The sequence below is a fragment of the Nocardia sp. NBC_00416 genome, from assembly GCF_036032445.1.
Lineage (GTDB): Bacteria > Actinomycetota > Actinomycetes > Mycobacteriales > Mycobacteriaceae > Nocardia.
The window spans coordinates 5,579,370-5,593,841 of sequence record NZ_CP107932.1; the positions used below are offsets into that span (position 1 = coordinate 5,579,370).

Annotated in this window: 14 protein-coding genes; 12 read left to right on the forward strand and 2 right to left on the reverse strand. The window is 68.1% G+C overall.

Annotated elements, in window-relative coordinates:
- The first annotated feature begins 11 nt into the window (after positions 1–11).
- The 4 genes from OG804_RS24030 (at position 12) to OG804_RS24045 (ending at position 4,405) form a co-directional block, all read left to right on the forward strand.
- Positions 12–938, forward strand: a complete 927-nt coding sequence (locus tag OG804_RS24030) for an ABC transporter permease (RefSeq protein WP_328390120.1) — start codon at positions 12–14, stop codon at positions 936–938.
- A gap of 14 nt (positions 939–952) precedes the next feature.
- Positions 953–1,912, forward strand: coding sequence for an ABC transporter permease (locus OG804_RS24035; RefSeq protein WP_328390122.1), 960 nt, complete (start codon positions 953–955; stop codon positions 1,910–1,912).
- 46 nt (positions 1,913–1,958) lie between these two features.
- Complete coding sequence (locus OG804_RS24040) at positions 1,959–3,596, forward strand: ABC transporter ATP-binding protein (RefSeq protein WP_328390124.1); 1,638 nt, start codon at positions 1,959–1,961, stop codon at positions 3,594–3,596.
- A 62-nt stretch (positions 3,597–3,658) separates the two neighbouring features.
- Complete coding sequence (locus tag OG804_RS24045) at positions 3,659–4,405, forward strand: oxidoreductase (RefSeq protein ID WP_328390126.1); 747 nt, start codon at positions 3,659–3,661, stop codon at positions 4,403–4,405.
- 490 nt (positions 4,406–4,895) lie between these two features.
- On the opposite strand, the gene OG804_RS24050 is transcribed toward OG804_RS24045, so the two are convergent.
- The gene (locus OG804_RS24050; RefSeq protein ID WP_328398683.1) at positions 4,896–5,702 is read right to left on the reverse strand and encodes an HAD family hydrolase; all 807 of its coding nucleotides are present in this window, start codon (positions 5,700–5,702) and stop codon (positions 4,896–4,898) included.
- A 418-nt stretch (positions 5,703–6,120) separates the two neighbouring features.
- On the opposite strand from OG804_RS24050, the gene ssd reads away from it, so the two are divergent.
- From ssd to OG804_RS24085, 7 genes are all read left to right on the forward strand, one after another.
- On the forward strand, positions 6,121–7,221 hold the full coding sequence (gene ssd / locus OG804_RS24055; RefSeq protein ID WP_328390128.1) for a septum site-determining protein Ssd: 1,101 nt from the start codon (positions 6,121–6,123) through the stop codon (positions 7,219–7,221).
- Entirely contained in the window at positions 7,218–8,420 is a 1,203-nt protein-coding gene (locus tag OG804_RS24060; RefSeq protein ID WP_328390130.1) for a TadA family conjugal transfer-associated ATPase, read from the forward strand. The genes ssd and OG804_RS24060 overlap by 4 nt, the downstream gene beginning before the upstream one ends.
- Entirely contained in the window at positions 8,417–9,226 is an 810-nt protein-coding gene (locus tag OG804_RS24065) for a type II secretion system F family protein (protein WP_328390132.1), read from the forward strand. The genes OG804_RS24060 and OG804_RS24065 overlap by 4 nt, the downstream gene beginning before the upstream one ends.
- Before the next feature lie 251 nt (positions 9,227–9,477).
- Complete coding sequence (locus OG804_RS24070; RefSeq protein WP_328390134.1) at positions 9,478–9,933, forward strand: type II secretion system F family protein; 456 nt, start codon at positions 9,478–9,480, stop codon at positions 9,931–9,933.
- Positions 9,934–10,068: 135 nt separating this feature from the next.
- Complete coding sequence (locus tag OG804_RS24075) at positions 10,069–10,248, forward strand: DUF4244 domain-containing protein (RefSeq protein WP_328398685.1); 180 nt, start codon at positions 10,069–10,071, stop codon at positions 10,246–10,248.
- Positions 10,249–10,346: 98 nt separating this feature from the next.
- A complete protein-coding gene (locus tag OG804_RS24080) occupies positions 10,347–10,661 on the forward strand; it encodes a TadE family type IV pilus minor pilin (protein ID WP_328390136.1) in 315 nt (104 codons plus the stop codon).
- Positions 10,658–11,116: an Rv3654c family TadE-like protein gene (locus OG804_RS24085; RefSeq protein ID WP_328390138.1), complete on the forward strand. Its 459-nt coding sequence runs from the start codon at positions 10,658–10,660 to the stop codon at positions 11,114–11,116. The genes OG804_RS24080 and OG804_RS24085 overlap by 4 nt, the downstream gene beginning before the upstream one ends.
- Positions 11,117–11,356: 240 nt before the next feature.
- On the opposite strand, the gene OG804_RS24090 is transcribed toward OG804_RS24085, so the two are convergent.
- Positions 11,357–13,723 carry a DEAD/DEAH box helicase gene (locus OG804_RS24090; protein ID WP_328390140.1) on the reverse strand — a complete coding sequence of 789 codons (2,367 nt, stop codon included), beginning with the start codon at positions 13,721–13,723 and terminating at the stop codon, positions 11,357–11,359.
- A 433-nt stretch (positions 13,724–14,156) separates the two neighbouring features.
- Here OG804_RS24090 and OG804_RS24095 point away from each other — a divergent pair, with 433 nt between their 5' ends.
- The gene (locus OG804_RS24095; protein WP_011206895.1) at positions 14,157–14,363 is read left to right on the forward strand and encodes a cold-shock protein; all 207 of its coding nucleotides are present in this window, start codon (positions 14,157–14,159) and stop codon (positions 14,361–14,363) included.
- Positions 14,364–14,472: the final 109 nt, after the last annotated feature.

Consider the following 14,472-nt stretch of genomic DNA (forward strand, 5'->3'; position numbering starts at 1 on the left):
GGGAGGCGCCCATGGCGTGGTATGTAGTGCGGCGGCTGCTGCAGATGGTCCCGGTGTTCTTCGGCGCGACACTGCTCATCTACTACTTGATCTACCGGGTTTCCGGGGGCTCGGTCGCCGCGCTGGCCGGTGACCGCACCCTCACCCCGGCGCTGGAGGCGCAGCTGCGGGCGCGCTATCACCTGGACCGCTCGTTCCTGGTCCAGTATCTCTACTACTTGAAGGGCATCTTCACCTTCGATCTGGGCACCACCTTCTCCGGTAGGTCGGTGAAAGACGAACTGGCCCGGGCCTTTCCGATCACCATCCGCCTCGCGGTGCTGGCACTGCTGTTCGAGGCGGTGTTCGGGGTCCTGTTCGGCACCCTGGCCGGGCTGCGCAAGGGCAAACTGTTCGACTCGGCGATGCTGGTGCTGAGTCTGCTGGTGATCGCTGTCCCGGTGTTCGTCCTCGGATTCCTGGCGCAGTATCTGCTGGGCGTCGAATGGGGGATCGCGCCGGTGACCGTCGGCGCGGACGCGAGTTGGAGCCGGCTGATCGTGCCCGCACTGGTACTCGGCGCGTTGTCGTTCGCCTATGTGGTGCGGCTGACCCGGAACGCGGTGGCGGAGAACCGTGATGCCGACTATGTGCGCACCGCCACGGCCAAAGGGCTGCCGAGGCGGCGAGTGGTCCGGGTACACATTCTGCGGAACTCGCTGATCCCGGTGGTCACCTTCCTCGGCGCCGATCTGGGCGCGTTGATGGGCGGGGCGATCGTGACCGAGGGCATCTTCAACATTCCCGGCGTCGGCGGCACCCTCTACCAGGCGGTGGTGCGAGGCGAGGCGCCGACCGTGGTCTCGTTCGTCACCGTGCTGATCGTGGTGTTCTTGCTCGCCAATCTGCTGGTGGACCTGCTCTACGCCGTGCTCGACCCACGGATTCGCTATACCTGAACAGGAGTGCGGTCATGTCCGATGAGAAGGCCGGCCCGATCAGGCCGGACAGGCAACGCTGGGTCGCCGCGCCGGACGCGGTCACCGTGGAGACCGCCGATCGGGTGCGGGTCGCGGGTGCGCCGAACGGATTCTGGGGTCAGGTCTGGCGCGGTCTGCGCCGCAATCCGCTGTTCTGGATCTCGGTGGCGCTCATCGTGCTGGTATTGGTGGTCGCCGCGGTTCCGGGCTTGTTCACCGATCAGGACCCGCGCTACTGCGTGGTGGACAACAGCCTGCTGCCGCCGAGTTCGGCGCACTGGTTCGGGTTCGATCTGCAGGGCTGCGATATCTACGCCCGCACGATCTACGGGGCCCGCGCCTCGGTTCTCACCGGGGTCGGAGCGGCATTGCTGTTCGTGCTGATCGGGGCGAGTCTGGGGGCGCTGGCCGGATACTACGGTGGATTCCTCGACTCGGTGATCTCCCGGGTCTCGGAGATCGTGTACGCCGTGCCGCTCATGCTGGCCGCCATTGTGCTCATGCAACTGTCGTCCCAGCGGACCATCGGGCTCGTGGTGGTCACCCTCGCGGGTTTCACCTGGCCGCAGGCGGCCCGGATCGCGCGAGGCACCGTGATCTCGGCGAAGAACAGCGAATACGTACTGGCGGCACGGGCACTGGGCGTATCCCGCTTCGGCATCCTCGTCCGGCACGTGCTGCCGAACTCGCTGGGTCCGGTGATCGTGGTGACCGCGATCTGGCTCGGAGTCTTCATCGTCACCGAGGCGACACTGTCGTTCCTCGGCGTCGGTCTGCCGCCCACCGAGGTGTCCTGGGGCGCCGATATCGCCACCGGTCAACAGCAGTTGCGCGGCGGTTCACTGATCTTGTTCTATCCGGCTACCGCCCTGGCGCTGACCGTGCTCGGTTTCATCATGCTCGGTGACGCCCTGGGCGATGCCCTGGATCCGAAGTCCAGGGGCCCGCGGTGATCACCTCAGGCGAGCGGAGCTCGCGGATTCGAGACAGGAAGCGACTATGAGTGCCGGTGTCGAGGAGCGCCCGCTGCTGGAGATCCGGGATCTGCGTATCACGTTCGGATCCGGTGCGAACCGGACAGACGCGGTCCGCGGTGCGGACCTCACCGTGTACCCGGGTGAGACCGTGGCGATCGTAGGGGAGAGCGGATCGGGGAAGTCGACGACCGCGCACGCGATCCTCGGCCTGCTACCGGGCACCGGCCGGATCGTCGGAGGCAGCATCGGATTCGACGGCACCGAACTCGCCGGAGCCGGCGAATCACGGATGGTGGACCTACGCGGTACCCGGATCGGCTTCGTGCCCCAGGACCCGATGTCGAACCTCGACCCGGTGCACAAGATCGGGTTTCAGATCCGGGAGACGCTCGCGGCCAACGGTATCGCCCGCGGCCGCGATGCCCGGGACCGATCGGTCGAACTCCTGCGCGCCGCGGGTATCCCCGATCCCGAGCAGCGGATCGACCAGTATCCGCACCAACTTTCCGGCGGACTGCGGCAGCGCGCGCTCATCGCCATGGCATTGTCCGGGCGGCCCGATCTGCTGATCGCGGACGAGCCGACCTCCGCACTCGACGTCACCGTCCAGCGCCGGATCCTCGACCATATCGACAGTCTCACAACCGAATCCGGTACCGCGATGCTGCTCATCACCCACGACCTCGGTTTGGCGGCCGAACGCGCGGAACATCTGGTGGTGATGTACCGGGGACGGGTCGTGGAATCCGGTCCGGCACTGGACCTGCTGCGTGATCCGCGGCACGAGTACACCAGGAAATTGGTCGAGTCGGCGCCCTCGCTGGCAGGCGCTCGGCGGCCGGCGCGCTCCCGGGAAACCGCGGATGCCGAGCCCGTTCTGGTGGCCGACCGGCTCACCAAGACCTACCGGGTACGCGGATCGGCGCCGTGGAAGTCACGGGAATCCATTGCTGTCGAGGATGTTTCGTTCACCCTGCGCCGGGGGCGCACGACGGCGCTGGTCGGCGAGTCCGGATCCGGGAAGTCCACAGTCGCGCAATTGGTGCTCGGCCTGCTCGAACCCAGCTCCGGGTCGGTGCGCTTCGACGGAACGGAGATCGGCCGGCTGAGCACCCGGGAGGAGATACGGTTCCGGCGCCGGGTGCAGCCGATCTTCCAGAACCCTTACGCCTCCCTGGACCCGATGTACTCGATCCACCGGTGCATCGGTGAACCCCTGCGGACCCACCGCCTCGGAACGCGTGCCGAACGCGATATCCGGGTCCGCGAGCTGCTGGATCATGTCGCGCTGCCCAGCAGCGTGCTGTCCCGCTATCCCAACGAACTCTCCGGCGGGCAGCGGCAGCGGGTGGCCATCGCCCGTGCGCTGGCGCTGGAGCCCGAACTGCTGGTCTGCGATGAGGCGGTCTCCGCTCTCGACGTGCTGGTGCAGTCGAATATTCTCGATCTGCTCACCCGGCTACAGAACGAGCTGCACCTCACCTACCTGTTCATCACCCACGATCTCGCGGTGGTGGGCCAGATCGCCGACGAGGTATTGGTGATGAACCAGGGCCGTATCGTCGAGACGGCGCCGACCGCGGAGATCTTCGATTCCCCGCGCGAGGACTACACCCGGGGGTTGCTCGCCGCCATACCCGGCCGCGGCCTGCTCGTGTGATCGGGGTTCGCGCACCGGGCCGACGCCCGGCTCGGTGGCGCGCGGCAGTAGCCTGCTAACCCGTGACCGATCCGCTCGCGCCTCTCACCGAACTGCCCGGTGTCCGGGCCGCCGCTGACAAGGCGCGCGATGCGCTGGCCGCGGTCCACCGGCACAAGGCCAACCGCCGAGGCTGGGCGACGACCGCGGCCGAGGCCTCGGTACGAGCCGCGCGCTCGTCGGCGGCGCTCGAAGGCGGCAGTACCGAACTACCGGTCGACGGCGCGGTCACCGATCCGATACTGGCCGGTGCGTTGCGCGTGGGACAGGCCCTCGACGGTGACGCGTTGCGGAATCTGGTCGGGATATGGGAGCGCGCGCCACTGCAGGCGCTCGCGCGATTGCACCTGCTGGCCGCCGCGGATCTGGTGGCGGACGAGAACGAACTGGGCCGGCCCCGTGCCGACGGCGGGGTGGCGGCGCGCCTGGACATGTTGGCGCAGACGCTGCTCACCACATCGGCGCCCGCCCCGGTCACCGCGGCAGTGGTCCACGGTGAGCTGTTGACGCTGAAACCGTTCGGCTCGGCCGACGGGCTGGTCGCCCGGGCGGCATCCCGCCTGGTGACGGTGTCCAGCGGGCTCGACCCGCGGGCACTGGGGGTACCCGAGGTCTTCTGGCTGCGCCGGCCGCAGGCCTACCAGGATGCCGCGGCCGGATTCGGTTCCGGGTCCGCGCCGGGAGTCGGCGGCTGGGTGGTTTTCTGCTGCGGCGCGCTGGAGGACGGCGCCCGGGAGGCGACTTCCATCGCCGACGCCGCGGCGGGCTGATCGCTCCGCCCGGGATGGTTCCCGGGCGGTCCGACCCGACGTTCGTGGTTTTCGGCGGTGTGATGTACCCGGACGTCAAAGCGGGCGGCGTGGTCCTCAGACCTCACCGCCCGCGAGCACGGACTACCTGGTTACCATGCGTGCTGGTATGGGTTGTGTTCTCCGGCCTCGGCGTTCCTCCGACTCCGTAGCAGCTCATCCCCGCAGCTATGCGGGGCCATCGCCGGCAACGGACCGGACTTCGCAGGCCCACAACGCTTCTGCCCTTGTCGCGGCGAGCTCCGCGTGGGTGCCGGGCATCCGTGCTGGGAAGGGTGGTCGGGGGACTGAGCCTTCTCTTCTGGCTGCGCCTTGGCCGTCCGTCCTTCCGTGCCTCCATTTTTACACTGTGACGGCACTCACATCAAGGGTTGGCGCAACTTCGGAGAACAAAAGAAAACCGGGCACATTGGTCGGAGCTCTGTGCTATATGTCCAGTTCGCGGGCAGGTTCATCGCCGCCGCAGCAGGCGGTAGGTCAGCACTCCGGCGGCGATCGCGCTCAGTCCGACCGCCAGTCCCGTGGCCACGGTTTTCGAAGGTGCCTGAAAACGTGACCACAGCGATACCGGGTTGGAGAACCCCAGGATCGGCCAACCCCGAGCCGTTGCCTCCCGCCGCAGATTGCGGTCCGGGTTCACCGCGGTCGGGTGGCCCACCGCGGTCAGCATCGGCAGGTCGGTGATCGAATCGGAATACGCGTAACACCGTGAGAGGTCGTATCCCTCTGCGGCGGCCAGCTTCTCGATGGCGGTGACCTTGCCTTCGCCGTAACAGTAGAAGTCGACGGCGCCGGTGTACCTGCCGTCCACGACCTCCATCCGGGTGGCCGCGGTATGGCTGGCTCCCAGCGCGTCGGCGATGGGTCCCACCACCTCTTCGCCGGAGGCGGACACGATGATCACATCGTGTCCGCGAATGCGATGGTCGGCGATGAGATCGACTGCCTCCGCGTAGATCAGTGGATCCACCAGCTCGTGCAATGTCTCCGCGACGATCGACTGGATCTGGGCTACGTCCCACCCCGCGCACATGCTCGTGAGGTGTGTGCGCATGCGTTCCATCTGGTCGTGGTCGGCGCCGGAGAGCAGGAACATGAAATGGGCGTAGCTGCTCTCGAGGACCGCGCGGCGAGTGATCAGTCCCTGATCGAAGAACGGTTTGCTGAATACGAAGGTGCTCGATCTGGCTATCACCGTCTTGTCCAGATCGAAGAAGGCAGCGATGCGGCTGTTCTCGCGCTGCCGATCGCCCGGAATCGGTGTCGTTTCGCCGGAGCCCGTCACCGCTCCAGGATAGGCATTGGCGGGCGGCGTGTCGTGATGGCGGGCCCTATTCGTGGGCTCTGACCTGTGGTTTTCGCCCTTGGTGGGAGAGGGGCGTGACGTGGGGAACTTCTTTGACGTCGGGCTTGCGTTCCGGTCGGTGCTTGGGTGTAGTATTGCTGGCACCTGGACATGTTCCAGGCGCGTTCAGCCCGACCCCCCGGGGCTGAACCCCGACGGCCCCAGCCTCCTCCCCCCCCGGCTGGGGCCGTCCTCTATTTCAAGGGTGATTCGCAAAGGTTGTTTGCGGGATCCGGCACGTTTTCCACAACGGGTTTTCCACAACCCGCGAGTTGTCCACAATCGCCGTCTCGGCCCGTTCGGCGCGGTTATTTCCGGCCACGCTGAACTCATGGATCACGACGCGATGCCGACGGCTGGCGGACCACCCGCTGTGCTGGTGCTCATCCGGGACAACCGTTTACGCGAAGAGGTCAGCCGGGTGGCCGCAGCGGCCGGTCGGCGAATCGATGAGGTTGAGCCACCCGTCGGCCGGCATCCCTGGGCGGTCGCGCCACTCGTGGTCCTCGACACCACGGCCGCGGTGGAGTGCGCGGCGGCCGGGCCGCCACGGCGCAACGGGGTGGTGACCGTTACCGATGGGGAGCCGGACCTGGCCGACTGGCAGGCGGCCGCGGTGATCGGCGCGGAACAGGTCATCGCGCTCCCGGACGCCGCGGTAGATCTGATCGAGAAGTTCGCCCGATACGGCGAACAACATGCCGACGGCGGGATCGTCATCGCCCTCGCCGGTCCGGGCGGTGGTGCGGGAGCCTCCACCCTGGCCGCGGCGACCGCATTGCGATCGGCTACCGCCGGCTTCCGGCCGCACACCGTGCTGGTAGACGGCGTACCCCACGGGGGCGGTCTCGATCTCCTGCTCGGCATCGAGGGCGCACCGGGACTGCGATGGCCGGATCTGGTGGTCGACGACGGCAGGGTCGCCGCCGCCGAACTGCACAGCGCACTACCCGTTGCGGGAGCTGGGCTGTCGGTGCTGTCCTGCGGGCGCGGCCGGACCGGCCCCATCGGTGCCGCGGCGGTGCACGCCGTAGTCGAAGCCGCGCGGGGCGCAGGTGATCTCGTCGTATGCGATGTCTCCAGCGAGCGCGGCCCGCATATCGATCGGATCCTCGACGCGGCCGATCTGGTGGTGCTGGTGGTACCAGCCCGTCTCCGTGCGGTGGCGGCGGCGCAGACGGTCGCGGAGTGGATTGCGCGGCGGAATCCGAATCGCGGGCTGGTGGTGCGCGGCCCCGCGCCGGGCAACCTGCGCGGCCACGAAATCGCCGCGGTGCTCGAATTGCCGTTGCTGGCAGCGGTCCGGGCACAACCGGGGCTGGCCGCCCGGCTGGAACGCGGTGGACTGCGGCTGCGGCGCGGGCCGCTGCGGGACGCGTGCGACGCGGTGCTCGCCGTCCTGAGTCCACCGGACCAGCGGCGGGCCGGATGAACGCCGGGCCGGACGCCGCCGGGGTGGTTACCCCGGACCTGCTGGACCGGGTGCGTAAGCGGTTGGCGGGGGAGTCCGCCGAACCGGAACCGGCGCGGGTAGCGGCGGCTGTTCGCGCCGAAGCCGGTGGCATGCTGGGGGATACAGATCTGCTGCGCGCCCTGCGGCTGTTGCAGACCGAGCTGACCGGCGCCGGCGCCCTCGAGCCCCTTCTGCACGATCCGACGGTCGCCGATGTGCTGGTCACCGCTCCGGACGCGGTATGGATCGATCGTGGACACGGCGTCGAACGGACCTCGATAACCTTTCCGGACGAGGCGGCTGTCCGGCGCCTCGCACAACGTCTGGCGCTCTCCGCCGGCCGCAGGCTCGACGACGCGCAGCCCTGGGTGGACGGGCAGTTGTCGGGACGGGAAATGGTGCTGGGGGAGAACTTCGGCGTGCGGTTGCACGCTGTACTTTCTCCGGTCGCGCGCGGTGGCACGTGTCTATCGCTGCGGGTTCTGCGGCCGGCGACTCAGGGCCTGGACGCGCTGGCCCGGGCGGGCGCGGTACCCGCCGAGGCGAAAACCTTGCTGCGGCGCATAATTCGGGCCCGATTGGCATTTCTGGTTGTCGGCGGGACCGGGGCGGGGAAGACCACATTGCTGTCCGCGCTGCTCGCCGAGGTGGATGAGAGTGAGCGCATCGTCTGCGTCGAGGACGCGGCCGAACTCGCCCCGCCGCATCCGCATGTGGTCCGATTGGTGGCCCGGCCCGCCAATATCGAAGGCGCCGGGGAGATCACGCTGCGTGATCTGGTGCGACAGGCGTTGCGTATGCGCCCCGACCGCATCGTGGTCGGTGAGGTGCGCGGCGCCGAGGTGGCGGATTTGCTGACCGCGTTGAACACCGGGCACGACGGCGGTGCGGGGACGGTGCACGCGAATTCTCCGCGGGAAGTGCCGGCCCGGCTCGAGGCGCTGGCCGGGCTGGGTGGGATGGACCGAGCCGCTCTGCACAGTCAGCTGGCCGCGGCCGTCCAGGTTGTGCTGCACGTCCGGCGCCGTGCCGACGGCTCACGGTTGCTCGAGGAAATCGGTGTGGTGCAGCGAGATACCGGTGGACGTGTCGATATCTGCCCCGCGTGGCGAGTAGACGGTCCAGCGCCCGCCGCCGGGCATCTGCAGGAGCTCCTCGCGGAGAGGACGGGGCGATGATCGCGGCGGAACCGGCCGCGGCGCTCGGCTGCACAACTCTCGCACTGCTTCTCATACCGGATCCGGTCGGTCGGCGAAGGTTCGGTGCGGTATTCGGTGCCGGGTCCTCGCGGCGGCGCTTTCCGAAGCGGTCGGTGGCGTGCGGTGCGGCCGGTGCCGGTTGTGCGCTGGCATTGACGCTGGGGAGCGGGAGCCTCATGGCCGTGCTGATCGTCGTCGGCACTGCTGCGGTGCGGCTGCGCCGATCTCGCCGGGCGAGCCTGCATCGCACCGAATGCGGATTTCTGCTCGACGGACTGGAGGCGGTGATCTCCGAACTACGGGTGGGCGCCCATCCGAGTGCCGCGGCGGCGGCCGCCGCCCGGGAGACCAGCGGTATCGCGGCGGCGGCGCTCGCGATCGGCTCGGCGCGCAGCAGGCTGGGCGGATCCGGTGCCGACGGACTGTTGCATTCCGATGCCGTGATCGCCGCCGAACTCCGGCGGGTCGCCGACGCCTGGCAGGTCGCCGAACGGCACGGCTTGGCCCTGGCCGAACTGCTCGCGGCCGCACGTGCCGATCTGGCGGCTCGGGTCAGATTTCGGAGTCGAACCGACGCCGCCCTGGCCGGAGCTCGGGCGACCGCCGCCATCCTCGCTGTACTGCCGGTGCTGGGTATCGGTCTGGGGCAACTGATGGGCGCGAATCCACTGCAGGTGCTTTTCGTCTCCCCGGCCGGCCGGTATCTGCTGCCGCTCGGTACCGGCCTGGCCTGCGCGGGGTTGCTCTGGGCCGATGAGATAACCCGCCGGGTGGTACCCCGGTGAGCCGGTGCCCCGCTCGCGCATGTAACCCGCCCGTCGCGGTGGGAGGCGGTTCGAGTGTGCGCGATCCGGAAGCTACACGATCACCGGACTCTGGAGGAAGAGTGACGACCACCGCTGTGGCGTGGCCATTGGTTCTGCTGATGGCGGCGACCTTGCTGATACCGCCTGTGCCGTCGGCGCTCGGCCGTCTTCGTGCCGGCTCGGTGCGGCGGCGATCCCCGGGGCGGAAAGTCCGAGGTACATCCGACCCGGTGGCAATCGCGACACTATTGGATCTGCTGGGGGCCTGCCTGCGAGCCGGGCTGCCGACAGCCGCCGCATTGCGCGCGGTGGTCCCCGCCGCCCCGGCCTCGCTGGGGGATCGGCTGCAGCGAGTGGCCGATCTGCTCACTTTGGGCGCCGATCCGGCTGTGGCGTGGGCCCCGGCCGATCCCCACCGGGCGGGAGCGCCCTCGGAGTTCGATGCGCTGGCCCGGCTGGCCCGGCGGTCGGCGCGCTCGGGATCTTCGCTGGCCGCCGCGATCGGCGAACTTGCCGATGAAGGCCGCACCCTGGTCGAGGAGGCGACGACGGCCCGGGCCGAACGTGCCGGCGTCCTGATCGGTGGGCCGCTGGGGCTGTGCTTCCTTCCGGCGTTCATCTGCCTGGGCATCGTTCCGGTGATCATCGGCCTGGCCGGTCGGGTACTCGGCGGGGCTCTGCTGTGAGCGCTGATCCGACGCCGACCGCCGAGATGTCGTCGCGCAGAGCCGCTGTGCGAGTCGAGGAAAGAGGGGATTCAGGTGCAGATCCGAAAAACGGCGTGGTCCACGCTGCGTCGAGCGCGGACCGCGCAGGAGACGATGAACACCCGGCTGCTGCGGGTGATCTCGGCAGAAGAGGGGATGAGCACGGTCGAGTACGCGATCGGGACCATTGCCGCGGCCGCGTTCGGTGCGGTGCTCTACACCGTGGTGACCGGCGAGAGCATCCCCGACGCGTTGACCGGGATCATCGAGAAAGCGCTGAACACGAGCGTCTGACAACCCGGAACGGTCGGCCGAGGGCTGGGGCTGCCGTCGAACGCGCATCCACCGGGGCATGCCGGCGGTCGACCACGCTCGGCGGCGATGCCGGATCGGTGACCGTCGAGGCGGCGATCGCGCTGGGCGCGCTCGCCGCCGCCACCGCGTTGTGCGTAGGAGCGGTGTTCGCGGCGGTCACCCAGGTGCGCTGTGTAGATGCGGCGCGGGAGGCGGCTCGACTTGCTGCGCGCGGCGACCGGGCGGGCGCGCTACTCGCCGCGCGCGGGGTGGCGCCGGCGGGGGCCGAGATCACACTGCGCTTCGAGGGCGACCGGGTGATCGCCCTCGTATCCTCGGATACCCCGCTGTTACCTGCGCTGGAACTGCGTGCCGAAGCGGTCGCGGTGAAAGAACCGGATCAGGCCACGTGAACGGCCCGGTCGGCCTCGCGGTGGCGGCTGTCCGGCGGGCGGCCCTGGTCCGGCGAACCAGGTGGACCGCACGGGCCGGGTGGCAGGCGCGACCACAGCTCCCGTCGCGGGAGGACGGCTCGGCGACGGTTACCGCCTGCCTCGCGCTAGCGGCACTGCTCGTGTCGACGGTGCTCATCATGAATTTCGGGGCAGTGGTGGTGGGTCGGCACCGGGCGCAGACAGCGGCGGATCTCGCCGCATTGGCCGCGGCGGGTGAACTCCGGTACGGCGCGGAAGCCGGATGCGCGGCCGCGGAAAGGCTGGGGAGGCAGATGAAAGCCCGGGTCGCACAGTGCGAGATAGCCGGTTGGGATGCAGTGATCTTGATAGAAGAAAAAGTACCGATGGGTCCGTTCGGGATGCGGAGTATGCGAGCGGTTGCGCGTGCCGGGCCGGTCGAAGAAGCGAAGTGATCGCCCTTTGCCGAATTTTGTTAACGACGAATACGGCATTCGCTTAGCTACGGCAATTAATTACCCGTTACTCGAATTAATCATTCGTTCTGGAATTGATACGAAGACCCTAGCCGTAGCTAACTATCAATCCTTTGGCAACAATTCAGTTAATATGATGCTTATCCTCTTAAATCTGGCGGCCGGCCGGGGTACTGTGCGCCGCCGCCGTGCAGCGGCAACGACCTGACCACCGGGTTTTCATATCGATAGAGTTCCGCTATGGCTCGGTTCAGCGAACTCGGCCAGAATCGCCGTCAACAATCTGATCGCGCCTGCCTTGTCGAGCGGCTCATTGCCGTTCCCGCACTTGGGCGACTGCACGCAGGACGGGCAGCCGCTCGGGCAGGAACACGCGTTTACGGCGGCGAGTGTGGCGCCGAGCCAGCGCCGCAGCATGCTGTAGCCACGTTCGGCGAACCCGGCACCGCCGGCCTGACCGTCGTAGACGAAAACCGTGGGGCGGCCGGTATCGGGATGCAAAGCCGTGGAAACGCCCCCGATATCCCATCGATCACACGTCGCCACCAGCGGCAACAGCCCGATCGCCGCGTGCTCGGCGGCGTGCAGCGCACCGGGGACGGCGGTGGCGCCGATTCCGGCGCGGTCCAGCAGTTGCGGGGTCACCGTATAGAGCACTGCGGTAGTGGGCAGCGTTTGCTCCGGCAGGTCGAGTTCGACCAGGTCGAGAACCTCGCCGGTCACCAGGGTGCGTAGGTATCCCACAACGCGGCTCCGCACGGTGACTGTCGCGAAGGCGGCGGTGACCTGCCCGAATGCCACGGTCTCGCGTACCGAGTCGATGGTCAGGGAGGTGGTCTGGCGGGCACTTGTCGTCCAGCCCGGGGTCTCGGCGCGGACCAGTGCGACGCCACCCTCGACGTCCAGCTCCTCGACCAGATAGCTCTCGCCCTGGTGCAGATGGACCGCCCCCTCGTGCAGGGTGGCAAGAGCCCGCTCCGCGTCCGCGGTACCCAGCAGCCGCCCCGTCTCGGCGACCACGATTGCGATCTGGCCGCCGATTCCGCCACGAACGTCGACGGCATCGTGGGGCGGTTCGGCGGCGGTATAGAACCAACGGGGTCCGCCGTCCGCTTCCCGGCGGCGAACAAGGCCCAGACCTGCGAGTTCGGTGAGGACCGGGTGTGCGCCCAGCCGTTCGGCCTCGTCGTCCTCGATCGGCAGTTCCATGGCTGCGCACAGCAGCTGCGGGCCCAGGACATAGGGATTCGCGGGGTCGATGATGCTTGCTTCGGCCGGACGGTCGAGCAGGGCATCGGGATGATGCACCAGGAAGGTGTCCAAAGGGTCGTCACGCGCGACGAGCAGGGCCAACGCCCCCTGCGTACGCCGTCCGGCTCGCCCGATCTGCTGCCGGAACGAGGCCACCGTCCCGGGGAATCCGGCGAGGACCACCGCGTCCAGACCGGCGATGTCCACGCCCAATTCCAGGGCATTCGTCGTCGCCGCGGCCAGGATCGACCCGTCCGCGAGGCCGGCTTCGAGGGCCCGCCGGTCTTCGGGCAGATAACCGCCGCGATAGGCGGCCACCCGTTCCGCCAGCTCGGGGTCGATCTCCGCGAGTCGCTGGCGGGTGTGCACCGCGATGAGCTCCGCTGCGCGGCGTGATCGCGCGAACGTGAGGGTCCGCGCGCCTTCCAGGACCAGGTCGGCCGTGATCCGGGCCGCCTCCGTGGTCGCGCCCAACCGCACCGGTGCACCGTTCTCGCTGGTCACCGAGGTGAGCAGCGGGGGTTCCCAGAACGCGACGGTGCGTGGTCCGCGCGGCGAGCCGTCCTCGGTGACCGCCACACAGTCGGCGCCGATCAGGCGGGATGCCGATCGCGCCGGATCGGCGGCCGTCGCGGAGCAGAGCACGAATACCGGGTCCGCGCCGTAGTGGGCGGCCAGCCGCTGTAGTCGGCGCAGGACCAGCGCCACCTGGGAGCCGAACACGCCCCGGTAGGCGTGGCATTCGTCGACGATCACGTAGCGCAACCGGCGAAACAGCCGTGACCAGCGGTGATGTGATCTCAATAGGCTCAGATGCAGCATGTCCGGGTTGGTGAACAGCCAGCGGGCCTCGGCTCGCACCCATTGCCTGATATCCGTCGGAGTATCGCCGTCGTAGGCGGCGACCGGAATCCGGCGCAAAGATCCGTGCCCGGTCAGTTCGCCGACCATCCGGAGCTGATCGGCGGCAAGTGCCTTGGTCGGGGCCAGATAAAGGGCTGTCGCCCGCGGGTCCTCGAGTAATTCTGTGAGCACCGGAAGCTGATAGCCCAGCGATTTTCCGGACGCGGTGCCGGTGGAGACCACGACGTGCTGCCCGCCGGCGGCGAGATCGGCAGTGGTCGCCTGGTGGCTCCACGGGGCCTCGATACCTACTGCACGCAGTGCGTCCACGACCTCGGGCGCTGCCCACGCGGGCCATCCGGTTGTCACAGCGGCGCGGGCCGGGATCTCGGTGATATGCGTCAGCCGCGGATCCGTGGCCGGAACGCCGTCCAGGACACGATTGAGCAACGATCGACCGTAGGTCGGTTCGGTGCGGGTCTCGCGAGTCATGCCGGCCTGCTCTCCAGGTCGCCGAAAGATGTGAAACGCTGCCGTCCGCGTGCCACCACCTGCGGGTTCGATACCCAATAGCGATCTGGGTCACAGGCGGGTACTCGGTCCGGTGGCTGGTTATCGGTAGGCAAACATACCGGAAGTACAGATTTGGGCAGGCAATCCCTTACTCCCGCATTCGCTAGATCATTTTTTTTGCAAATTGTCGGTAACTCCGCTGTCGAATTTCCCAAAGACATGGTTCACTGGTTCTCGGTCGCAAGCTTCTGTGTTCGAGGGACGGATGCAAAGTCCAAACCCTGGCAGGATCGATGTTGCGAACGGCATACGAAGGCCCCCTATGGGAGTCCAGAGTACAGCCGGTCGGAACAGGCCCGGTGGACGAAACCCAGTTGTCCGCCGTTCCGAGTAAGAAAAGAGAAGGAACAGAATGGCACAGGGAACTGTGAAGTGGTTCAACGCGGAGAAGGGCTTCGGCTTCATCGCGCCCGAGGACGGCTCTGCGGACGTCTTCGTCCACTATTCCGAGATCCAGGGTTCGGGATTCCGTACCCTCGAAGAAAACCAGAAGGTCGAGTTCGAGGTTGGTCAGGGTACCAAGGGCCCGCAGGCCACCGGAGTTCGCGCGCTCAGCTGAGCGAGTGCAACCCCCAGTTCGTCCCTCGCATCCCGTAACGGGAGCGAGGGACGAACTATATGTGGAGTATGCGTACCTCCGGATCCGCTTCGACCATGCGTTCTTCGCG